General features: G+C 72.4%; 19 protein-coding genes and 2 pseudogenes. 5 read left to right on the top strand and 16 right to left on the bottom strand.

Annotated features, from left to right (window positions below):
- Together MCBG_RS06705 and MCBG_RS06710 are read left to right on the top strand one after the other, a co-directional pair.
- Nucleotides 1–196, top strand: a pseudogene (locus MCBG_RS06705) (hypothetical protein); the annotation flags it as partial.
- A 48-nt stretch (nucleotides 197–244) separates the two neighbouring features.
- A complete protein-coding gene (locus MCBG_RS06710) occupies nucleotides 245–1,246 on the top strand; it encodes a polyprenyl synthetase family protein (RefSeq protein ID WP_051611499.1) in 1,002 nt (333 codons plus the stop codon).
- On the opposite strand, the pseudogene MCBG_RS35055 reads toward MCBG_RS06710, so the two are convergent.
- From MCBG_RS35055 to MCBG_RS06755, 8 genes and pseudogenes are all read right to left on the bottom strand, one after another.
- Nucleotides 1,243–2,213 (bottom strand): annotated as a pseudogene (locus MCBG_RS35055) (acetylxylan esterase). The gene MCBG_RS06710 and the pseudogene MCBG_RS35055 sit on opposite strands and share 4 nt — an antisense overlap.
- Complete coding sequence (locus tag MCBG_RS06720) at nucleotides 2,204–2,893, bottom strand: N-acetylmannosamine-6-phosphate 2-epimerase (RefSeq protein ID WP_043324740.1); 690 nt, start codon at nucleotides 2,891–2,893, stop codon at nucleotides 2,204–2,206. Before MCBG_RS06720 ends, MCBG_RS35055 begins: the two are co-directional and overlap by 10 nt.
- Nucleotides 2,829–3,656 carry an ROK family protein gene (locus tag MCBG_RS06725; protein ID WP_369799356.1) on the bottom strand — a complete coding sequence of 276 codons (828 nt, stop codon included), beginning with the start codon at nucleotides 3,654–3,656 and terminating at the stop codon, nucleotides 2,829–2,831. The genes MCBG_RS06720 and MCBG_RS06725 overlap by 65 nt, the downstream gene beginning before the upstream one ends.
- 145 nt (nucleotides 3,657–3,801) lie before the next feature.
- Entirely contained in the window at nucleotides 3,802–4,755 is a 954-nt protein-coding gene (locus MCBG_RS06735; RefSeq protein WP_043324744.1) for a dihydrodipicolinate synthase family protein, read from the bottom strand.
- On the bottom strand, nucleotides 4,752–5,819 hold the full coding sequence (locus MCBG_RS06740; protein ID WP_043324745.1) for an oligopeptide/dipeptide ABC transporter ATP-binding protein: 1,068 nt from the start codon (nucleotides 5,817–5,819) through the stop codon (nucleotides 4,752–4,754). The genes MCBG_RS06735 and MCBG_RS06740 overlap by 4 nt, the downstream gene beginning before the upstream one ends.
- Nucleotides 5,816–7,774 carry a dipeptide/oligopeptide/nickel ABC transporter permease/ATP-binding protein gene (locus MCBG_RS06745; protein ID WP_043324746.1) on the bottom strand — a complete coding sequence of 653 codons (1,959 nt, stop codon included), beginning with the start codon at nucleotides 7,772–7,774 and terminating at the stop codon, nucleotides 5,816–5,818. Before MCBG_RS06745 ends, MCBG_RS06740 begins: the two co-directional genes overlap by 4 nt.
- Entirely contained in the window at nucleotides 7,774–8,730 is a 957-nt protein-coding gene (locus MCBG_RS06750) for an ABC transporter permease (protein WP_043324747.1), read from the bottom strand. The genes MCBG_RS06745 and MCBG_RS06750 overlap by 1 nt, the downstream gene beginning before the upstream one ends.
- A 101-nt stretch (nucleotides 8,731–8,831) precedes the next feature.
- Complete coding sequence (locus MCBG_RS06755) at nucleotides 8,832–10,454, bottom strand: ABC transporter substrate-binding protein (protein WP_043324748.1); 1,623 nt, start codon at nucleotides 10,452–10,454, stop codon at nucleotides 8,832–8,834.
- 137 nt (nucleotides 10,455–10,591) lie between these two features.
- Between MCBG_RS06755 and MCBG_RS06760 the strand changes: the two genes are divergently transcribed.
- The 3 genes from MCBG_RS06760 to MCBG_RS31055 all read left to right on the top strand — a co-directional run bounded on the left by MCBG_RS06760 (nucleotide 10,592) and on the right by MCBG_RS31055 (nucleotide 13,261).
- Complete coding sequence (locus MCBG_RS06760; protein ID WP_043324750.1) at nucleotides 10,592–11,323, top strand: FadR/GntR family transcriptional regulator; 732 nt, start codon at nucleotides 10,592–10,594, stop codon at nucleotides 11,321–11,323.
- 187 nt (nucleotides 11,324–11,510) lie between these two features.
- The gene (locus MCBG_RS31050) at nucleotides 11,511–12,944 is read left to right on the top strand and encodes a phospholipase domain-containing protein (RefSeq protein WP_140946055.1); all 1,434 of its coding nucleotides are present in this window, start codon (nucleotides 11,511–11,513) and stop codon (nucleotides 12,942–12,944) included.
- A 26-nt stretch (nucleotides 12,945–12,970) separates the two neighbouring features.
- Complete coding sequence (locus MCBG_RS31055) at nucleotides 12,971–13,261, top strand: sialidase family protein (RefSeq protein WP_051610986.1); 291 nt, start codon at nucleotides 12,971–12,973, stop codon at nucleotides 13,259–13,261.
- Between the two features lie 43 nt (nucleotides 13,262–13,304).
- On the opposite strand, the gene MCBG_RS06770 is transcribed toward MCBG_RS31055, so the two are convergent.
- From MCBG_RS06770 to MCBG_RS06805, 8 genes are all read right to left on the bottom strand, one after another.
- Nucleotides 13,305–14,120 (bottom strand): amidohydrolase, encoded by an 816-nt coding sequence (locus MCBG_RS06770; RefSeq protein ID WP_223201421.1) that lies wholly within the window; start codon nucleotides 14,118–14,120, stop codon nucleotides 13,305–13,307.
- A 367-nt stretch (nucleotides 14,121–14,487) separates the two neighbouring features.
- A complete protein-coding gene (locus MCBG_RS06775; RefSeq protein WP_043324752.1) occupies nucleotides 14,488–15,012 on the bottom strand; it encodes an amidohydrolase family protein in 525 nt (174 codons plus the stop codon).
- A 31-nt stretch (nucleotides 15,013–15,043) separates the two neighbouring features.
- Nucleotides 15,044–15,442, bottom strand: a complete 399-nt coding sequence (mnhG, locus tag MCBG_RS06780) for a monovalent cation/H(+) antiporter subunit G (RefSeq protein WP_043324754.1) — start codon at nucleotides 15,440–15,442, stop codon at nucleotides 15,044–15,046.
- Nucleotides 15,439–15,702: a monovalent cation/H+ antiporter complex subunit F gene (locus tag MCBG_RS06785; protein WP_043324755.1), complete on the bottom strand. Its 264-nt coding sequence runs from the start codon at nucleotides 15,700–15,702 to the stop codon at nucleotides 15,439–15,441. The genes mnhG and MCBG_RS06785 overlap by 4 nt, the downstream gene beginning before the upstream one ends.
- The gene (locus MCBG_RS06790; protein ID WP_043324756.1) at nucleotides 15,699–16,301 is read right to left on the bottom strand and encodes a Na+/H+ antiporter subunit E; all 603 of its coding nucleotides are present in this window, start codon (nucleotides 16,299–16,301) and stop codon (nucleotides 15,699–15,701) included. Before MCBG_RS06790 ends, MCBG_RS06785 begins: the two co-directional genes overlap by 4 nt.
- A complete protein-coding gene (locus tag MCBG_RS06795) occupies nucleotides 16,298–17,869 on the bottom strand; it encodes a Na+/H+ antiporter subunit D (protein ID WP_043324757.1) in 1,572 nt (523 codons plus the stop codon). Before MCBG_RS06795 ends, MCBG_RS06790 begins: the two co-directional genes overlap by 4 nt.
- Nucleotides 17,866–18,333 (bottom strand): Na(+)/H(+) antiporter subunit C, encoded by a 468-nt coding sequence (locus tag MCBG_RS06800; RefSeq protein WP_043324758.1) that lies wholly within the window; start codon nucleotides 18,331–18,333, stop codon nucleotides 17,866–17,868. The genes MCBG_RS06795 and MCBG_RS06800 overlap by 4 nt, the downstream gene beginning before the upstream one ends.
- Complete coding sequence (locus MCBG_RS06805; RefSeq protein WP_043324759.1) at nucleotides 18,330–21,164, bottom strand: Na+/H+ antiporter subunit A; 2,835 nt, start codon at nucleotides 21,162–21,164, stop codon at nucleotides 18,330–18,332. Before MCBG_RS06805 ends, MCBG_RS06800 begins: the two co-directional genes overlap by 4 nt.
- Nucleotides 21,165–21,407 lie beyond the last annotated feature (243 nt).

The raw sequence follows: 21,407 nt of genomic DNA on the forward strand, positions 1-21,407 counted from the left end.
CGCCCTGATCGACACCGTGGTCGGGCAGCTGAAGATGGCCGACGACCAGCGCGGTGAGGTGATCCGGCGGTACACGTCGGACGCGCACGACGCGCTGGACACCGTACTCAATCTGGCGCGGCTGGCCCCCGAGGTGGCAAATGGCCTCGCGGACCGGCTGGCGTCGCCGGCCCCGAAGCGGCCCACGGACCGGTAGCCGCGCGATGCGCCGACCACCGGGGTGGCCGGCGGGCACGTGGAACGGATGCTGGAGCGCTATCGCGGGCTGGCCCTCGGCGCGCTGCTCGACGACGTGCCCGACGGCGGCCCGCGATACCTCTACGACCTGGTCGCGGAGTACCCGCGGCGCTGGGGCAAGGGGCTGCGCGCCGCGCTGTGCCTGGCCACGTGCCGGGCGTTCGGCGGCGGCGGCGCGGTGGGCCTCAACGCCGCAGTGACTGTAGAGCTGTTCCACAACGCCTTCCTCATCCACGACGACATCCAGGACGAAAGCGAGCAGCGGCGCGGCGGGCGGACGCTGCACGCCGAGTACGGCGTGGGCGTGGCGCTGAACGTCGGCAACATGACGAACCTGCTGGCGTTGCGGCGGCTGGCGGCGAACCGGGCGGCCCTCGGCTCCGGGATCGCCTGGCGGCTGTTCACCGAGACCGAGCTGATGATGCGCCACTCGCTGGAGGGGCAGGCGCTCGAGATCGGCTGGATCCGCGACAACGTGTGCGACCTGGACGCCGACGACTACTACCGGATGTGCCTGAAGAAGACCTCCTGGTACACGTGCATCTACCCGTGCCGCACCGGCGTCCTCGTGGCGACCGGCCGGGAGAACGCCGTCGACGTGCTGGACCGGTACGGCTGGTACCTGGGTGCGGCGTTCCAGATCCAGGACGACGCGCTCAACCTGACCGGCGACTACGCCCGGTACGGCAAGGAGATCGCCGGTGACCTGTGGGAGGGCAAGCGCACGCTGATCCTGATCGACTTCATGCGGCGGTGCACACCGGAGGAACGCGAACGGCTCGTGCGGCTGCTGAGCCGTACCCGCGCGGAGCGCACCGACGCCGAGGTGCGCTGGCTGCACGGGCGGCTGCTCGCGTACGACTGTGTGGAGTCGGCGCGGCGCAGCGCCCGGGATCTCGCGCTCGCGGCCCGGCGTGAGGGTGAGCGGGCGCTGGGCGCCGCCGCCGACACCGAGGACGGCCGTTTCCTGCTGGAGCTGACCGACTACGTGGTGGAACGGGCCCGCTAGCCGCCCAGGATCCCGCGCAGCCAGGTGAGCTGTTCGCGCTGGTGCGCGGCCTCGCCGCCCTCGTGGTCGTTGAACTCGTACACCCGCACGTCCTTGTCGCCGCCGTAGCGGTGGTAGGCGGCGAAGCAGGTCGACGGCGGGCAGACCTGATCACGCAGGGCGATGGAGAACAGCGCCGGCGCGGTGGCGCGCGGCGCGAGCACTGCGGCGTCCAGGTAGGACAGGGTGCGGAACACCTGGTCGGCGCGATCGCGGTGCAGCGCGAGGTACTCGACGACCTCGGCGTACGGGCTGTCCGGGCCGGCGACGCGCACGCCCCGGCGGATGTCGCACAGGAACGGCACGTCCGGCATGACGGCGGTGACGTCCGGGCACAACGCGCCGACGGCCAGGGCGAGCCGCCGCCCTGGCTGAAGCCGGTCACCGCCACCCGCGCCGGGTCGACGGCCGGGTGCCGCCGGGCGGCCTCGGCGAAGCGGACCGCGTCGGTGATGAGCCGCCGGTAGTAGTGCTCCGCCGGGTCGGCGACGCCCCGGGTGAGGAAGCCGGGCACGGTGCCGGCCGGGTAGGGGTGCGGGTCGGGCGTGCCGCCGGTGGCGGCGCTCCACCCCTGGCCGCGGCTGTCCATGATCAGGTGCGCGAAGCCGGCCGCCGCCCAGAACAGCTTCTCGTGCGGCAGGCCGCGGCCCCGGCCGTAGCCGAGGTACTCGACCACGCAGGGCAGCGGCCTGTCGGCATTGGCGGGCAGGTGCAGCCATCCGCGTACCGGCTCGCCGCCGAAACCGGGGATCGTGGCCGCGTACGTCCGGATCTGGGTCAGCCCGGTGTCGACCGGCTCGTAGACCGCCGCCGCCGGGTCGCCGCCGCCGTCGAGCGTGCGCGCCCAGAATCCGTCCAGGTCCGCCGGCACGTCCAGCTCCGGCCGGTACGCGAGGCAGCCGGCCAGGTCGAGGTCGGTCAGCGGCACGACGCGGCCTCCCGCACGGCGGACGCGAACCAGCCGGTGATGGTGCTCGGGTGGGTGATGGCGGTGCCGACCACCACCGTCCACGCGCCCGCCCGCAGCGCCTGCGCGGCCTGCTCCGGGGTGTGGATGCGTCCCTCGGCGACCACCGGGACGTCGACCGCGGCGGCGAGCCGGGCGACCAGGTCCAGGTCCGGCCCGTCGCCCTTGGTGGTGTACGCGGTGTACCCGGAGAGCGTGGTGCCGACCAGGTCGGCGCCGGCAGCGGCGGCGGCGATGCCCTCGTCCAGCGTGGAGCAGTCGGCCATCACCAGCGCGCCGGTGCGCTCGTGCACGGCGGCGATCGTCTCGGCGAGCGTACGGCCGTCGGGGCGGGGCCGGGACGTGCCGTCGAGCGCGACGACGTGCGCCCCGGCGTCGGCGACGGCGAGCGCGTGTTCGAGCGTCGGGGTGATGAAGACGTCGTCGTCGCCGTCCTTCCAGAGCCCGATCAGCGGCAGGTCCACCGCCGCGCGGATGGCCGCGATGTCCGCCAGGCCCTGGGCGCGGATGCCGGCGGCGCCGCCGCGGGCGGTGGCGAGCGCGACCCGGCGCATGGTGTCCGGGTCGCGCATGGGCTCACCCGGGTACGCCTGGCAGGAGACCACCAGGCGGTGGCGGAGCTGGTCGACGAGGGAGTTCATGAGACCTTCCAGGCGAGCGAGGCGGCGCCGAGCAGCGGCGCGTCGGGGCCGAGGGTGGAGGCGAGGACCGGCACGCCGGCCAGGCCGGGCAGCGTCCGGCGGGCACCGCGTCACGCAGCGCCCGCCACCACGGCTCGCCGAGGCCGGTGACGCCGCCGCCGATCACCACGGCGGCGGGGTCGAGCACGTTGACCAGGCCGCCGACGGCGGACCCGACGGCCGTGCCGCCGAGCCGGACGACGTCGCGGGCCGTCTCGTCGCCGCCCGCCGCGAGCGCGGCGACGGCCCGCAGGTCGGCCACCGGACGGCCGGTACGCCGGACGTACTCGGCGGTGAGCGCGGGCCCGGCGGCGATCGCCTCCAGGTGCCCGCGCCCGCCGCAGGTGCAGGGCAGCGTTCCGGCGTACGCCGACGGCTGGTGCCCGGCGTGCCCGGCCGCGCTGTGCGCACCGGCGAGCACTGTGTCGCCGAGGACGAACGACGCGCCGACGCCGGTGCCCACGGCGACGTAGAGCACCGTGTCGTACCCGGCCGCGACGCCGTGACGCGCCTCGCCCAGCGCGTGGGCGTGCACGTCGTTGACCACGGTGACCGGCACGCCCAGGCGCCGGCCCAGGTCGCCGCGCAGGTCCGTGCCGGTCCACCCGGTCAGCACGTCGGTGGCGGACAGCACCAGGCCGGAACCGCTGTCGATGACGCCGGCGCTGCCGACGCCGAGCGCCCGTACGACACCCGGCGCGTCCGCCCGCAGCTTCTCGACCAGGCCGGGCGGCGGTGTCGAGCACCGCGGCGCGTCCGGAGCGGCCCCGGTGTCGGCGCGCTGTGCCGACGACGACTTCGCCGGAGGCGGTGACCAGGCCGGCTATGTCTGATGCGCGATGCGAAGCGCGGCGACAGACGGGTCGTGCTCACTCGGGCATGGTCAGAGCAGCCCGGCCCAGTTCCAGCTGGGTACGCACGCGGCCCGTCTCGGCGTCGTCCAGCGGCCGCAGCGGCAGCGACACCGCGTTGCCGGCGATGACGCCGAGCAGGGACAGCGCGGTCTTGAACGCGCCGACGCCCCGGGTGGCGCCCGCCGAGGTGGCCGGGTCGGCCGCGTCGACGATGCGGAACAGCCGGGTCAGGCGGTCCTGTTCCCGGCGGGCCGCGGCCCAGTCGCCGGCCACGCAGGCGCGGTGCAGTCGCACGTATCCGGCCGGGTCCACGTTGCCCAGTCCGGGCACCGAGCCGGAGCCACCGGCGAGCATCATCGCGTCGACCACGACCTCGTGGCCGGTGAGCAGGCTGAAGTCGCGCTCCGGCGCGTGCTCGGCGATGGCGAGCGCCAGCTGGCGGAACGCGACGTCGTCGCCGCTGGAGTCCTTGACGCCGGCCAGCACGCCCTCGGCGGCGAGGCGGGTCAGCAGGTCGACGGAGAGCTTGCTGTGCACGCAGACCGGGATGTCGTACGCCAGCAGCGGAAGCTCGACCGCCGCGGCGACGGCGCGGAAGTGCCGCTCGATCTCGTGCGGGCCGACGATGGCGTAGAACGGGGCGGTCACGACGAGGCCGTCCGCGCCCAGACGGGTGGACGCCTCGGCCCGCTCCACGACCCGGCGGGTGGTGGGTTCGATGCATCCGGCGAGGACCGGCACGGCGCCGCCGGCGGTCTTGACGATGGTCTCCAGCGCGAGGTCCCGCTGCCGGTCGGTGAGGAAGACCGTCTCGCCGGAGCTGCCGAGCGCGAAGATGCCGTCGACGCCGGCGTCGAGCAGCCACTCGACCAGCCGTTCCAGGGAGTGGACGTCGACCTCGCCCTCTTCGGTCAGGGGGGTGACGGCCGGCGGCACGACTCCGGCGAACCGCGGGGCTGGGGTGGTCACAGGTTCTCCTCGACAGACTCAGTTGTGGTGCGGCCGGTCGCCGAGGTGGCGAGCGCGACCAGTTCGGTGTTGGCGGTGCCGGCGGGCACCGGGTGGTGGCAGCGGAACTCGTGGCCCGCGCCCTCGGCGGGGCGCGGCGCGGGCATGTCCACGGCGCAGCCGTCGGTCGCGGCCCAGCAGCGGGTCCGGAACGGGCAGCCGCTCGGCGGGCGGGTCGCCGACGGGACCGGGCCGACCAGTGGAATGGGCTCGATCGGTGAGAGCAGGCCCGGCGTGGCCGAGAACAAGGCCCGGGTGTACGGGTGCCGGCCGCCCTCGGGCAGCAGGTCGGCGGGGGTCTGCTCGACGATGCGGCCCAGGTACATGGTGACGACCCGGTCGCTGACCCGCTTGACGGTCTGGATGTCGTGCGACACCAGCACCATGGCCAGGCCGAGCCGGTCCTTGAGGTCCAGCAGCAGGTTGAGGATCTGCGCGCGGACCGACACGTCGAGCGCGCTGGTCGGCTCGTCGGCGATGACCAGCCCCGGTTCCAGGGCCAGCGCGCGGGCGATGGACACCCGCTGGCGCTGGCCGCCGGAGAGCTGGCTGGGCAGCACGTCGGCGACCGAGCGGGGCAGGCCGACCAGGGCCATCAGCTCGGTCACCCGCTGCTCGCGCTGCTGCCGGGTGCCCCGGCGGTGCACGTCGAGCGGGTCGCGCAGGATGTCGCGTACCGGCATCCGGCGGTTCAGTGAGGTGGCCGGGTCCTGGAAGATCATGCCGACGCCGGCGCCGATGTGCTCGCGCCGCTCGGTGGCGGTCATCGACCACACGTCCTTGCCGGCGAAGGACACCGTGCCGGCGGTCGGCCGTTGCAGGCCGACGAGCACCTTGGCGAGGGTGGACTTGCCGCAGCCGGACTCGCCGACGATGCCGACCGTCTCGCCGGCCCGGATGACCAGGTCGGCGCCGGTGAGCGCGTAGACCTTCTCCCGGCTGAACATGCCGCCGCCGCGCGCGGCGTGCACCACGTGCACGTCGCTCAGCTCGGCGATCGGCCGGTGCTCGGCGGTGGCGCTCATCGGGCCGGCTCCTTCTCGCTGACGGTGACGGCGGGGTGGTGGCAGGCGTACCCGTGGCCGTCCGTGCCCGCCATGGTGGGCGCGGTGTCCCGGCAGATCTCGGTCGCCATCGGGCAGCGGTCGGAGAATCGGCAACCCTTCGGGAAGTCGGCCGGTGAGGGCACCACGCCGCGGATCTGGGTGAGCCGTTCCGCGCCGGTCTCCAGGGACAGGACGGAACCGAGGAGCCCGCGGGCGTAGTGGTGGGCGGGCGCCTCCATCACGTCGGCGGTCACGCCGGTCTCCACGATCTGCCCGCCGTACATCACCACGACCCGGTCGCAGACGTCGCTGACCAGGGCGAGGTCGTGGCTGACCAGGATGAGGGCGAAGCCGAGCCGCTCGCGCAGCTCCAGCAGCAGCGCCATCACCTGGGCCTGCACGGTGACGTCAAGCGCGGTGGTCGGCTCGTCGGCGATGATCAGCTTCGGGTCGCGGGACAGCGCCATGGCGATCACGACGCGCTGCCGCTGCCCGCCGGACAGCTCGTGCGGGTACGCGGCGAGGGTGCGCCGCGGGTCCAGCCCGACCAGCCGCATCAGTTCCTCGGCCGAGCGGGTGCCGCCGCGGCGGATCATCTGGGCGAGCTGGGCGCCGACGCGCAGCGCCGGGTTCAGCGCCGACAGCGCGTCCTGGTAGACCATGGCGATCTCGCGGCCCATCAGGGCGCGGCGGCCCTTGGCGTTGAGTTTCAGCAGGTCCGTGTCCTGGAAGCGGATCTCGCCGCGTACCCGGGCGCCCTGCGGCAGCAGACCCATGACGGCGAGGACGCTCAGCGACTTGCCGGAGCCGGACTCCCCCACCAGGCCGACGACCTCGCCGGGGCGTACGTCGAAGGTGAGCCCGTCGACGATGTCGACGCCGCGGTGGCGGCCCTCGAAGCCGATGGACAGGTCGCTGACCTGAAGGACCGGCTTGCCCTGCGGCAGCGGGCGGGCGCGCTCACGCAGCCGCTGCGCCGCCTCGGCCAGGCCGGGCAGCTCGACCACCTCGCCGGTGCCGGGCTGCGCCTGCTCCAGCGCGTCACCGCTGGTGGTGGACGTGGCGCGGCGCGCGGCCGGGGCGGCCCAGGCGTCGGACATGCCCTCGGAGAGCACGTTGAGCGCCAGCACGGTGAGCAGGATCAGCAGGCCGGGGAAGAATGTGGCCCACCAGCCGCCGATCTGCACCATCTCCTTGCCGAAGGCGATGACCGAGCCCCACGAGGAGGCCGCCTCCTGCGGGGCGAGGCCGCCGCCGATGAAGGACAGGGACGCCTCGAAGACGATCGCGTCGGCCACCATGACGGTGACGAAGACGAGGATCGGGGCGGCGCAGTTGCGCAGGACGTGCCGCCAGAGGATGTGCGGGCGGCGGGCGCCGATGATGCGCTCGGCGGCCACGTAGTCCTCGCCGTACTGGGACAGCACGTTGGCGCGGACGATGCGCGCGACCGAGGGGGTGAACACGAACCCGATCGCGATGACGAGGACCAGCAGGCTGTTCTTGCCGAACGAGATGATCAGCAGCGCGGAGAGCACGATCGTGGGGAAGGCCATGACCACGTCGAGGCAGCGCATGATGATCTCGTCGACGACGGTGCGGCTGCTGCCGGCGAGCGCGCCGAGGATCGCGCCGAGCACCAGCGCGATGCCGGCCGCGCCGAAACCGACGATCAGGGAGCGCCGGGTGCCGGCGACCAGCCGGGAGAAGACGTCGCGGCCGAGTTTGTCCAGGCCGAACCAGAAGTCGCCGTTCGGGCCGGTCAGCGCCGGTCCGAGGCCGGTCTGGGTGGGGTCGTGGCGCAGCAGCAGCGGGGCGAGCACGCCAACCACGACGATGAGCGCGACGAAGCCGAGCGCGAACCGGGCCGCGAGACCGAGCCGGGCGAAGGCCATGCCGGGGCGGGACAGCCGCGTGGTGAGGGAGCGGCGCATCAGTGGCCTCCGCGCAGTCGGGGGTTGGCGAAGAGGTAGAGGATGTCGACGACCAGGTTCACCAGGACGAAGCACAGCGCGATGGTGAGCACGGTGCCCTGGGCGAGCGCGGTGTCGTTCTGCTGGACGGCGCTCATGATCTGGGTGCCCATGCCGGGCAGCGAGAAGATGGCCTCGATGACGACGGTGCCGCCGATGAGGTAGCCGATCCGCAGGCCGAGCGCGGTGAGCGGGTTGACCAGCGCGTTGCGCAGCACGTTGCGGCCGATCACCACGCGCGGTGGCAGTCCGGCGCCGACGGCGGTGCGGACGTAGTCCTTGTCGAGTTCCTCGACCATCGACGTGCGGACGATGCGGGCCAGCGAGCAGCCGACCGGTACGGCCAGCGCCAGCGCGGGCAGGGCCAGGGACTGCAGCCAGAGGCCGACCGAGTCGGCGGGGTTGACGTATCCGCCGGTCGGGAAGATCGGGCGGCGGACCGAGAACTCCTGGATGAACAGCAGGGCCAGCCAGAACGACGGCGTGGCGATGCCGGCCATGGAGACGATCCGGATGACCTGGTCGGGCCAGCGGTCCCGGTACAGGGCGGCCGGGATGCCGAGGGCCAGCGCGATGACCAGCGCGCCGACGACGCCGAGCGCGGTGAGCTGGATGGTCAGCGGCAGCGCCATGGCGATCTTGTCGGCGACCGGGACCGACGGCGGGAACGTCATGCCGAGGTCGCCGCGGACGAGGTCGCCGAGGAAGTGCAGGTAGCGCAGCGGCAGCGGGTCGTTCAGCCCGTTCGCGGCGCGGAACGCCTCGACCTGCGCCGGCGTGGCCTGGTCGCCGAGGACGGACAGCGCCGGGTCGATCGGGGAGAACTGCATGATCACGAAGACGAAGAGCGTGATGCCCAGCACCAGGGGGATCAGCGTCAGGAATCGTCGTGCGACCAGGTTCAGGACGGTCAGCATGGATTCTCTTTCTCGTGGCGGGGCGCCGGGGCGTCCCGTCCGGCCGCACGGGTCACGTGCGGCCGGACGGGACGGAGGCGGGGGCGGAGCCCCGAGTGGGCTCAGCCGGTCCGGCCGGTGCCCAGGAAGTACAGGCCGGTGGTCGAGGCGCCCGAGAAGCCGTCGAGCTTGGCCGGGTCGTACGCGGTGACGACCTTGGTGTGCAGGATCGGGTAGAGCGGGGCGTCGTCCGCCACCATGTCCAGGGCCTGCTTCCACAGCGCCTTGCGGGCCGCCTCGTCGGAGGTCTGCGCGGCCTTGTCCAGCAGGTCGCCCATGGCCTTGCGGTTGGCGTCGCTCCAGCGGTAACGCTGGCCCGGCCAGGTCTCGCCGAAGTAGTACCAGCGCATCAGCAGGTCGGTGTCGACGCCGAAGACGCTCGGGTCACCGGTGGCCATGAGCACCCGGAACGTGTCCTTGGGGACGATGTCGCCGTAGATGGCCGAGGACGGCACGGTGTTGAGCGTGGCGTTGACGCCGATCTTCTTCCACTGCTCGATGACCAGCGGGGCGACGTCCTTGACCACCGAGTTGTCGGTGGTGTCGAGCCGGAACGACAGGTTGGTGACGCCGGCCTCCTGGAGCAGGGCCTTGGCCTTGTCCGGGTTGTAGTCGTAGACGGTGGCGGCCTTCTGGTACGCCTTGTTGCCCTCGTCGAGGTAGCTGGTCGCCGGGCTGCCGTAGCCGTTGAGCGCGGTCTTGATGACCGCGTCCTTGTCGATGGCGTAGTGCAGGGCCTGGCGGACGCGCTTGTCGCTGAACGGCGCGGCGGCGTTGTTGAACATGAGGAAGACCTGGTTGAAGGCCTGCTTCACGTCGATCGTGTACTTGTCCTTGAGCGAGTCGACGTTCAGGTACGGCACGGCCTCGATGGCCTGCACGCGGCCGCCCTGCAGGTCCGACACCCGGGCCGACGCCTCGGTGGTGGTGTTCCACGTCATCGTCTCGACCTTGGCCGGGCGCGGGCCGTTGTAGGTCTCGTTCTTGCTCAGCTTGATGCCGGATTCCTTGGACGCGCTGTCCACCTTGAACGGGCCGGACCCGATCGGCGCGGTGTCGAACGCCTTGGCCGCTGCCGCGTCACCGGTCTTGGCCTTGGGCACGACCTTGATGACCGAGATCCGCTCGCTGAACAGGGCGAACGGGTACTTCAGCTTGAACTCGACGGTGGCCGCGTCCTTGGCGGTGACGCTGTCGAGGAACGAGACGAAGCCCTGCATCAGCGGCGGCGCCTTCGGGTCCGCCGGCTTCAGCACGCGGGTGAACGACCAGGCGACGTCCTCGGCGGTGACGGGGGTGCCGTCGGAGAACTTCGCGCCGTCGCGCAGCGTCACGGTGTACGTGAGGCCGTCGGCGCCGGGCGTCGGGTCGCTCTTGGCCAGCGCGTTGTAGGGTTCCCGCGTGATCGGGTCGAGGTCCACGAGACCCTCGAAGACGTGCTGGTTGACGGCGGTCGCCACGGCGGAGGAGGCGTTGCCCGGGTCGAAACCGCTGGAGAGCGTGAACGCCAGGGTGGCCTCGATCGACGTGCCCGCCTTCCCGCCGCTGACCGCGTTGGTCGAGGCGGGACCGCCGCTGCAGGCCACCAGCCCGAGGGCGAGGGTCGCTCCGAGGGAGGCGACGGCCAGGGGGCGGACGCGGCGGCGCGGCACGCGCCAGCTCCGCGACTTACCGGTGGTGCTCACGTAGATGCCTCCATAGGCTCTTCATGCGCTCGCGTCGCCGCTCGCGCCGGGGATGTGAAGTGTAAGGTGTATGACGTCTGACGTCTGATGCCGGTAGGGTGAGGGTGTCAGATTCGGGAACGAAGGGCAAGGGGCAGATGACGACCATTGACGCCAGTCCGCTACGCGGCGCCGAGCGGCCGAGCCCTCGCCGGCAGGAGGTCGCCACCAGGATCAAGGAGTACATCCTGCACAACCGCCTCAAGCCGGGCAATCTCCTGCCCACCGAGACGGAGCTGTGCGAGGCGGTCGGCGCCAGCCGCTCCAGCGTCCGCGAGGCCGTCAAGATCCTCTCCGCGCTCGACATCGTCGAGGTGCGCCACGGCCACGGCACGTTCGTCGGCCGGATGTCCCTCAACGCCCTGGTGGAGAGCCTGACGTTCCGGGGCCTGCTCAGCGGCGAGGACGACCACCACGTACTGGCCCAGGTCGTCGACATCCGGCAGACGCTGGAGCAGGGGCTGGCGGCCACCGTCATCGACGCCCTGGACGAGGAGCACCGGTCGGAGCTGTCCGCGCTCGCCGACGAAATGCGCAGCCGGGCGGCACAGGGCGAGGACTTCCTCGACGTCGACCGGGCCTTCCACCTGAAGCTGATGGAGCCACTCGGCAACGACCTGCTGGTCCAGCTGACCGAGGCGTTCTGGCAGGTGCAGGCCATCGTCGCGCCGACCCTGCGCACCGAGCCGGAGGACCGGGTCATCACCGCCCAGCGGCACCAGGCCATCGTGGCCGCCCTCACCGCCGGGGACGCGGCGGCGCTGCGCTCGGCCATCGCCGAGCACTACGCGCCCATCCGGGCGAGCATCGCCCGCGCCGCCCAGGCCTGACCCGGCAACCGGACACCGGCAGGCCGGCCGCGGACCGGCCGGCCTGCGCGCGCCCTTTGTGCACGGTCCACATCGTCCGATTCCTTGACGGGTCCCATCGATCGGCTTAGCGTACGTACCCAACATCGGACGTCGGACGTCTGATGCTATCGCTCCGATCCCCACCCCCGTCCGGAAGGAATCCCCCGTGCCCCCTGTCCGTGCGATACCACGCCGGGTGACCGCCGTCCTGGCCGTCCTCCTCGGCCTGCTCACGGTGCTCCCCGCCACCCCGGCCCAGGCCGCCCCCGCCGGCGTGAGCGCCACCGTCGGCGCCGACTGCACCACCGGCCGGCTGCTCCTGCTTCTGGACAACCGCAGCACCACGGCACAGACGTACACAGTCACCTGGCCCGGCCGGTCCGGCTCGCCCTGGACCCGCACCGTCGCGGCCGGCAGCGGCGCCGAGCTGTACTGGACGCTGTCCCCCGGCACGCCGTACACGCTGCGCACGACGACCCCGACCGGCCTGGACGAGACCACCTCCGGCCTCTTCCACTGCGGCACCGGCATGTCCGCGCTCACCAGCTTCGACTGCACCAACGGCCGCCTCCAGCTCGCGCTGGAGAACCGCACCACGACCGCCCGGGACTTCACCGTCACGTGGCCCGGACGCACCGGCTCGCCGTGGACCCGCACCATCGCCGCCGGCGGCAACTACCTGCACTACTGGACCGTCGGCGCCGGCGCCCCGTACACGCTGCGGGTCACCGCCCCCGGCTTCGACACCACGCTGCGCGGCACCACCTCCTGCGACCTGGCCACCGGCAACCCGCAGATGACCAGCACCACGCTGCTCACCACGCAGACCGTGATCCGCGACCTCAACCGCACGGGCGGCCGGTACGACGGCACCATCGCCTCGGTCCGCATCCCCGGCCTGGCCGTCACCAACAACGGCACCGTCATCGCCGTGGCCGACGCCCGGGTGAACGGCTCGTACGACCTCGGCGGCGGCACCAACAACATCCAGATCGTGATGATCCGCAGCACCGACGGCGGCCGCACCTTCGAGCAGCCCCGGGTCATCCACGCCCCGCCCACCACCAGCGAAGGCGTCGGCGACCCCAGCCTGCTCGTGGACCGCGCCACCGGCGTCGTCTACTGCTTCTTCACCTACTCCCCCCGGCCCGGCATCAGCTTCTGGTCCGGCGGCTCCGGCCTGAACACCGCCGACGACCCGAACAGCATGCACCTGCGCTACATCACCAGCCGGGACAACGGCGCCACCTGGAGCGCGCCCGTCGAGCTGAACCCGGCCGTCAAGGACCCCACCTGGCGGCAGGTGTTCTTCTCCTCCGGCCACGGCATCCAGACCAGCACCGGCCGCCTGATCCAGCCGATCGCCTACCGGGACTCGGCCGGCACCAGCCACGCCGCGAACATCTACAGCGACGACCACGGCGCGACCTGGCGCCGTGGCGGATCCGCCGGCGGGAACATCAACGAGAGCAAGGCGATCGAGCGCGGCACCGGCGCGATCGTGCAGAACATTCGCACAACTCGACCCGCAGCCGCTTCTACGCCACCTCCACCGACGGCGCCGCGACGTTCGGCGCGGCCACGGCCAGCACGCTGCTGACCGACCCGCTGTGCAACGCCGACGAGATGTCCTACCTGCGGCCCGCCGAGGTCGGCGCGAACCGGGCGCCGGTGCGGACCCGCACGGCCTTGTTCAGCAACAACGCGCACCCGAGCGCGCGCAACGACCTCACCGTACGGCTGTCCACCGACGACGGCGCGAGCTGGCCGGCGCGGGCACTGGTCAAGCCCGGCGGCGCCGGCTACTCGACGATGGCGGTGCTGGCCGACGGCACGGTCGGCAACCTGTACGAGGTGGGCGACACCGGCGGCATCTACTTCGCCCGGTTCAGCCTCGGCTGGGTGAAGGGCGCCTGAGAGCCGTGTCCCGCCCGGCCAGCGGCGTCCGGGCGGGACACGGTCAGCGCTGCCAGCGCACCACGCCGCCGACCACGGTCAGCGCCACTGTCAGGTCCCGCAGTCGCGCCGGCTCCACCCGGTACGGGTCGGTGGGCAGCGCGATGAAGTCGGCGAGCATGCCGGGGCGCAGCCGCCCCTTCAGGTGCTCCTCGTAGGAGGCGTACGCGCCGGCCCCGGTGAAGCAGCGCAGCGCCGTGTCCAGGTCGAGCCGCTCGTGCGGGTCGACGCCGCCGGGCGGGGTCCCGTCGGGCTGCTGCCGGGTCACCGCGGCGTGCACGCCGAAGAACGGGTCGGGGTCCTCCACCGGGGCGTCCGACCCGAACGCCACGACGGCCCCGGCGTCGAGCAGGCTGCGCCAGGCGTACGAGGCGAGATCCCGGCCGGCGAGCATCCGGCTGGTCAGCGGAATGTCGCTGGTGCAGTGGGTGGGCTGCATCGAGGCGATCACCCCGGAGCGGGCGAGCAACGGCACGTCCTCGGGCAGCAGGTGCTGCGTGTGCTCGATCCGGTGCCGCAGCCGCGCCGCCGGGCCGGGCCCGGCCGAATCGCGCCAGCGCGCGTACGCCCGCAGCACCATCCGGTTCGCCGCGTCGCCGATGGCGTGCGCCGCCACCGCGATGCCGGCCCCGGCGGCGGTGGCCAGCAGCCGCTCGAACTCCTCGGCCGGGGTGACGGCGATGCCGTGGTTGCCGGGCTCGCCGTCGTACGGCTCGCTCATCAGACAGGTGTGCGAGCCGAGCGCGCCGTCGGTGAAGATCTTCACCGGGCCGGTGCTCAGCCACCGGTCCCCGTCGCCGGTGGCCCAGCCGCTGTCGATCGCCTCGTATTCTCCGGCGCTCGTTTTAAGATATTATGCTCAAACGTTTCCGTTCGGCTTTTGTGCTCTAACACCGTACGGGACCGTATGTGCCCAGCCGCGTGTAAGCCATAAACGTCCGATTCCTAGCGTTCCGCCAGTACTACATCGATGAGACGATTGGGTAAACATAAATAGATTGAGAAAACGAACGGTCGTGATCATCAATATGGTAGTCTATTACGTATCACCTGGTAGTTGGGAGGGCTCGTCGATCAGTAAAAGGTGAGGGAAGGGCAGGGCTACGGCCCGCCGTACGATATTACGGGGACACAAGTGAATGCCAACCGCAGATGGCCATCCTTGACCGCCGTGTTGAACCATGAGACTACAGATAACCTGGCGAACGAGTCGTTGCTAAACAGCAGGCTCTCGTCGATGCCGAGGCGGGCCAGCGCGGCGTGTTCACCCAGATGGTGTGGCCGTCGACGCTGGGCAGCGCGGCCGGGCGGTCCGGGCAGACCCGGTCCAGGTCGGTACGGGTCGGCTGCACCGGCCGGGTCCACCTGTTGCTGTCCCACCCGCCACCGAACAGCCAGGCGTACGGCGGCAGCGTGGCGGCGTGCCGCGCGATCCGGGTCAGCGCCTCGTCCAGGCTCGCCGTGCCGCGCAGGTCCACCTGGTCCAGCCCGCGTACGTAGGACGCGGCGTGGATGTGACTGTCGATCAGCCCGGGCAGCACGGCCATCCCGCCGAGGTCGATCCGGCGCGCGCCGCCGCCGGCCCGGTCCCGGCACTCGGCGAGGTCGCCGACGGCGACGATCCGCTCGCCGCGGACCAGCATCGCCTCGGCGCGCGGGCGGGCCGGGTCGAGCGTGTGGATGCGGGCGTTCTCGTAGACCGTGCCGCTCATGGGCTCCCTGCCTCGACGCTGGGGCGGAGTCTCAGGACGTGCGGGCCGGCGACGTGTCCTGCGGCTCGCCGGCCCGGTCCGCCCGGATCCGGTCGATGTCGCCGGCCAACTCGTCGGTGATCAGCAGGTCCCGCCGGATGTCGTCGTGCGGGTACGCGGTCCGCCCGACCATGTGCGCGGCGACCGGGGCGGTGGCGAGCTGGAACAGGCCCACCAGGACCAGCGTGGTGATGTCCACCCCGGTACGCAGCCGCAACGCGCAGCCGAGCAGCACCAGCAGCAGCCCGAGCACCTGCGGCTTGGCCGCCGCGTGCATCCGCGACAGCACGTCCGGGAAGCGGATCAGCGCGATGCCGGCGGCCAGGCAGAGCAGGGCGCCCGCGATCAGGCAGACGCCGGCGACGGTGTCCAGGATCGTGTCGAGCGTCATTTCGGGTTTCTCCGAGCCGCGAAGCGGGCGACGCTCACCGAGCCGACGAACCCGACCAGGGCGAGGACCACGAGCACCGGCAGCGCGGTGGCGTCCCGGCTGTACGCGGCCTCGGTGGCGATGGCCGCGACCGCGACGGCGAGCAGCACGTCGGTGGCGACGGCCCGGTCGAGGATCGACGGCCCACGGATGATGCGGACGAGGGTGAGCCCACCGGCCGCGACGAGCAGCGCGGTGACGATCACGGCGACGACGGTCACGTCGGTGCTCCTTCCAGCTCGACCGACCCGGACGGGCCGGTGGGTGCGGATCGACGGATCAGGTCCAGTTCCTCGGCCGAGCCGACGGCGGCGACGATGCGCCCCTCCAGTTCCAGCACGCTCTGCCGGAAGCGCTCCACCTCGTCGAGGCTGCGGATGCCGATGACGTGCACGTAGAGGGTGCCGGTACGCCGGTCGGCCTCCAGGATCAGGCTGCCCGGCACCAGCGACAGGGCTTCGGCGTTGAGGGTGAGGTTGAGGTCGGTGTTCACCCGCAGCGGCACCGCGATGATCGCCGAGTGCGGGTGTCTGGACCGGACGGCCAGCCAGGCGATCTGGACCGACGCGACAACCAGGTCGCGCAGGAAGCGGGCCAGGAATCTCAGCAGCGGCACCGGCCGGATCCGGCCGGCGAAGGTCACCGGGGGCAGCGGGAAGACCACGAGCAACACGGCGGCGACCACCAGTCCGCTTATCACGTTCGCCCAGCTGAAGGTGCCCCACAGCAGCACCCAGACGGTGACCAGGCCGGTCACGGCGATCGCGCGGTTGCGCCAGCGGTCGCGGCGGGTCAGCGGCGCTTTCGGCTGACTGGTCACGGCGGTCCCTCCGGGAACACGGCCTCCACGTACGGGGCACGGCGCAGCAGGTCGTCGGCGGCGTCGGTGCTGATCTCGAACAGCGGCCCGGCCACCACTGTCAGCGCCAGACCGAGCACCACCAGGGCGGCGGTCGGCACCGTCATCAGCCGGGGCAGCACGGCCCCGGCCGGCGAGGCGCCCTCGTGCGGCTGCTCGGCGCCGTCGGTTCGGGCGGCCCGGTCGGCGTCACCGGCCTCCGGCATGTCCGGGTGCGGCGCCCGCCAGAACGCCAGGTTCCACACCCGGGCGATGGCGTAGAGGGTGAGCAGGCTGGTCAGCAGCCCGCCCGCGACGAGCGCCCAGGCCAGGAACCCGCCGTCGTCCACCCCGGCCTGCACGAGGCCGAGCTTGCCGAGGAACCCGGAGAACGGTGGGATGCCGGCCAGGTTGAGCGCCGGTACGAAGAACAGCAGCGCCAGCAGCGGTGACAGCCGGGCCAGCCCGCCGAGCCGGTCCAGCGCGGTGCTGCCGCCGCGTCGTTCGACCAGGCCGGCGGCGAGGAACAGCGTGGTCTGGATGGTGATGTGGTGCACCACGTAGAAGATCGCCGCGGACAGGCCGAGCGGGGTGGTCAGGCCGACCCCGAACAGCATGTAGCCGATGTGGCTGACCAGCGTGAACGACAGCAGTCGTTTGATGTCCGACTGGGCCACCGCGCCGAGGATGCCGACCACCATGGTCAGTGCCGCTATCACCATGAGCAGGTCGGCGGTGCGGCCGCCGGGGAACAGCAGCGTCTCGGTGCGGATGATCGCGTACACGCCGACCTTGGTGAGCAGGCCGGCGAAGACGGCGGTCACCGGCGCGGGCGCGGTCGGGTAGCTGTCCGGCAACCACGCCGACAGCGGGAACACCGCCGCCTTGATCCCGAACGCGAGCAGCAGCATGCCCTGCAGGACCAGGCGCATGTCGTCGGGCAACGCGTCCAAGCGGTCGGCGAGCTGGGCCAGGTTCAGCGTGCCGGTGGCGGAGTAGACCAGGCCGATCGCCACCAGGAAGATCAGCGACGAGAGCAGGCTGACCACGACGTACGTGGTGCCGGCCCGGATCCGCGTCTCGGTGCTGCCGAGCGTCAGCAGCACGTAGCTGGCGACCAGCAGGATCTCGAAGCCGACGTAGAGGTTGAACAGGTCGCCGGAGAGGAAGGCGTTGCACACGCCGGCGGTCAGCACGAGATAGGTCGGGTGGTAGACCGACAGCGGCGTCTCCTCGTTGCCGTCGGCCATGCCCTGCCCGATGGAGTAGACGAGCACGCACAGGGTGACCGAGGCGGACACCACGAGCATCAACGCGGCGAGCTGGTCGGCGACGAGCACGATGCCCATCGGCGCGACCCAGCCGCCCACCTCGACCACGAGCGGGCCGTCCAGCGACGACTGGACCAGGAGCAGTGCCGCCACGGCGACGGTGGCGGCGAGCACGACGATGCTGACCCAGCGCTGGGCGCGGGCCCGCCGGGCGAGCAGCAGCGTGAGGGCCGCGCCGAGCAGCGGCATCACCACCGGCAGCGGGACGAGCCAGGTCATCGGCCGCCCTCCGCCTCGGCCAGGACCCGAGCCTCGGGGCTGCCGTCCGCGGGGCCGCCGTCCGCGGTGTCGGCGTCGGCGGTGCCGGGGCCCTCGTCCCGGTCGGCCAGTTCCATGATGCGGCGGTCCTCGACGTCGTCCTGCACCTCGTCGTGGCCGTTGAGGTGCCAGCTGCGGTAGGCCAGGGCCAGCAGGAACGCGGTCATGCCGAGCGTGATCACGATCGCGGTCAGCACCATGGCCTGCGGCAGCGGGTCGGCCATGTCCTCCTGGGCGGAGGTGCCGACGATCGGCGGGCCGCCGGCCCGGCCGCCGGTGAGCAGCAGCAGGTTCGCGCCGTTGCCGAGCAGGATGACCCCCATCAGGACGCGGGTGAGGCTGCGTTCCAGCAGCAGTGTGACCCCGGTGGCGAACAGGACGCCGATCACCAGGATGTAGACCAGGTTGGGAATGTTCGGGCTCATACCAGCTCCTCTTCCCGTACGCCGGCCGGCTCGGTCTCCTGCTCGTCGTCCTCCTCCTGGCGGTCCATCTCGGCGCCCAGGCTGCGCAGGATGTCCAGCACCAGGCCGACCACGATGAGGTAGACGCCCACGTCGAAGAAGACGGAGGTGACGAAGTGGACGTGGCCCAGCAGCGGCAGGTGGAAGTCGAGCGTCGCGCTCTGCAGGAACTCGCCGCCCAGCAGCATCGCGGCGACGCCGGTGCCGACCGCGACGAACAGTCCCGCGCCGAGCACGAAGCCGGCGTCCACCGGTGCGGCGCCGTTGAGTTCGGTACGCCCGCCCGCCAGATACCGCACCGCGAGCCCGAGACCGGCGACCAGCCCGGCGGCGAACCCGCCACCCGGCGCGTTGTGGCCGGAGAAGAGCAGGTAGATGGAGAACAGCAGGATGGCGTGGAAGAGCAGCCGGGTGACGACCTGGAGGATCACCGACTGCTGCCGGGACGTCGCGCCGCTGGTGAGCCAGCGTGGGCGCGACGACTGCTGCCGGCCGACGCCGGGGATGCCGCTGCGCAGGTCCAGGGCGCGGGTGCCGCGGAAGATCAGGCTGGCCACACCGGTGGCGGCCACCACCAGCACCGCGATCTCGCCCATCGTGTCCCAGGCCCGGATGTCGACGAGCGTCACGTTGACGACGTTCTTGCCGCCGCCGTAGGAGACCGCCTCGTCCGGGAAGCCGACCGAGATCGGCGTGGCGACCCGGCTGCCCGCCGCCACGTACGCCATGCCGGCGGTGACCACGCCGACGGCCACGCCGAGCGCCACGCGGAACTGCCGGGTGGCACGGATCGGGCGGGCCGAGAACCGGCGCGGCAGGCGGCGCAGCACCAGCACGAACATCACGATCGTGACGGTCTCCACCAGGAACTGGGTGAGCGCCAGGTCCGGCGCGCCGTGCAGGATGAACAGCAGCGCCGTGCCGTAGCCGGTCACCCCGACCAGGATCATGGCGGTCAGCCGGCGGCGGGCGCGCGCGGCGACCAGCGCGGCGACCACGACGACCGCTCCCGCGACGGCCTGCAGCGGGGTGTCCCAGAGCTGGAACCGCTGCGCCCAGGGCAGGCCGGCCAGCACCGCCCCGCCCGGCAGGATCACCAGCACCAGCAGGATGACGCCGAGGTAGAACGGCAGGGATCCGCGCTGGGTGGCGCCGGTGAGCTCCACCGCCGCGCGGTCGACCGCGCTCGCCAGCCGCTCGTAGCCGGTGGCGCCGTCGAAGGGCAGCCGCAGCAGGCGCGGGCGGCGGCGCTGCAGCAGCAGGAACAGCCCGACGCCGCCGGTGACGGCCAGCGCCGACAGGCCGAGCGCCGGCGTCAGGCCGTGCCACAGCGCGAGGTGGTAGCCGGGGTCGGCGGTCGGGAACTGGTCGGCGTACGGGGCGAGCACCCGGTCCACCGCCGGAGCGGCGATCCCGACCACGAGGCCGGCGAGGGCGAGCACCGCCGCCGGGCCGAGGAAGGCCGGCTCGATCCGTTCGACAGGGGTGTCGGGCACGTCGGGCTTGGCGGCGAACGCGCCCCAGAGGAAACGCAACGTGTACGCGACGGTGAGCGCCGAACCGGCCACCACCCCGGCGAGCACCAGCAGTTCGACCGGCCCGCCGTGCAGGAACGCCTCCAGCGCTGCCTCTTTGGCCACGAAGCCGAACAGCGGCGGCAGCCCGGCCATGGAGGCGGCGGCGAGCCCGGCGACCGCCGCGAGCACCGGCGCACGGCGGCCCAGCCCACTCAGCTCGCGCAGGTCCCGGGTGCCGGTGACGTGGTCGACGACGCCGACGACGAGGAAGAGGGTGGCTTTGAACAGGGCGTGCGCCAGCAGCATCGCGGCGCCGGCCAGCGCGGTGTCGCGGGTGCCCGCCCCGAGGATCACCATGAGCAGGCCGAGCTGGCTGACCGTGCCGTACGCCAGCAGCAGCTTGAGGTCGACCTGCCGCAGCGCCGTCCAGCCGCCGAGGAACAGCGTGATCAGGCCGCCGCCGAGCAGGATGGCGCGCCACACGGTGGCCTGGCCGACCGCCGGGCCCATCAGCGCGGCCAGGAACACGCCCGCCTTGACCATGGCGGCGGCGTGCAGGTAGGCGCTGACCGGCGTGGGCGCGGCCATCGCGCGCGGCAGCCAGAAGCTGAACGGGAAGATCGCCGACTTGCTCGTCACGCCGAGCAGGACGAGCACCAGCGCGGCGGTGAGGTATCCGCCCTCCGGCAGGTTCCCGGCGATCTCGGACCACCGGTACGAGCCGGCGTGCTGGCCGAGCATGACGAACCCGGCGAGCATCGCCAGGCCGCCCAGCGTGGTCACGAGCAGCGCCTGCATCGCGGCGCGCCGGCTGGCCCGCTTGGTGGGGTCGCTGCCGATCAGCAGGTACGAGAAGACCGTGGTCAGTTCCCAGAACACGTACAGCAGCAGCAGGTCGTCGGAGACCACCAGGCCGAGCATCGCGCCGGCGAACGCGACGAACACCGCGGCGAACCGGCCGAGGCTCGGGTCGTCGGAGTGGAAGTAGCGCGCGCTGTAGACGAGCACGAGGGCGCCGACGCCGCCGACGAGCAGCACCAGCAGCCAGGACAGCGTGCCCATCCGCAGCGCCAGGTCGAGGCCGAGCTGCGGCACCCAGGTGACCGTCTCGACGACCGGCCGGCCCGCGCGGACCTCCTCGGTGCGGGTCAGTGCCCAGACTCCCGCCGCGGCGGGAACGGCGGCGAGGACGTAGAGAGCGCGTCGACCGAGTAGGCGTACCAGCACGGGGGCGATCACGGCTGCGAGCGCATGGACCGCCACCAGAACCAGCACACACACTCCTCAAGATCGACGCTCGGTACGTCAACCCTAACTGGCCAGGCGGCACGACGGTATGTCGAGAGAATCACGCGCTCGTGTCGTGTCGTCCGGGTCCCGCACAGGGTAAGGAGTGAGGTTGGGTCTCGGCCGGTACGGCGGGGGCCCCGATAGAGTGGTGGGCGTGCTGCCGATGCGAGCCGCCCTGGCGGGCACCACCGGGAACGCGGTGCTGATGGGCGTCGCCGAGGTCGGCGA

Origin of the sequence: Micromonospora sp. M42 (assembly GCF_000568915.1) — a bacterium.
In the GTDB taxonomy this organism is placed as follows: Bacteria; Actinomycetota; Actinomycetes; order Mycobacteriales; family Micromonosporaceae; genus Micromonospora; species Micromonospora chalcea.

Coding starts and splice junctions, on each gene's coding strand:
- MCBG_RS06795 (WP_043324757.1), bottom strand. CDS start 17,869: ATGACCTGGCTCGTCCCGCTGCCGGTGGTGATGCCGCTGCTCGGCGCG.
- MCBG_RS06710 (WP_051611499.1), top strand. CDS start 245: ATGCTGGAGCGCTATCGCGGGCTGGCCCTCGGCGCGCTGCTCGACGAC.
- MCBG_RS06745 (WP_043324746.1), bottom strand. CDS start 7,774: ATGCGCCGCTCCCTCACCACGCGGCTGTCCCGCCCCGGCATGGCCTTC.
- mnhG (WP_043324754.1), bottom strand. CDS start 15,442: ATGACGCTCGACACGATCCTGGACACCGTCGCCGGCGTCTGCCTGATC.
- MCBG_RS31055 (WP_051610986.1), top strand. CDS start 12,971: ATGTCCTACCTGCGGCCCGCCGAGGTCGGCGCGAACCGGGCGCCGGTG.
- MCBG_RS06720 (WP_043324740.1), bottom strand. CDS start 2,893: ATGAACTCCCTCGTCGACCAGCTCCGCCACCGCCTGGTGGTCTCCTGC.
- MCBG_RS06800 (WP_043324758.1), bottom strand. CDS start 18,333: ATGAGCCCGAACATTCCCAACCTGGTCTACATCCTGGTGATCGGCGTC.
- MCBG_RS06775 (WP_043324752.1), bottom strand. CDS start 15,012: ATGAGCGGCACGGTCTACGAGAACGCCCGCATCCACACGCTCGACCCG.
- MCBG_RS06760 (WP_043324750.1), top strand. CDS start 10,592: ATGACGACCATTGACGCCAGTCCGCTACGCGGCGCCGAGCGGCCGAGC.
- MCBG_RS06740 (WP_043324745.1), bottom strand. CDS start 5,819: ATGAGCGCCACCGCCGAGCACCGGCCGATCGCCGAGCTGAGCGACGTG.
- MCBG_RS06750 (WP_043324747.1), bottom strand. CDS start 8,730: ATGCTGACCGTCCTGAACCTGGTCGCACGACGATTCCTGACGCTGATC.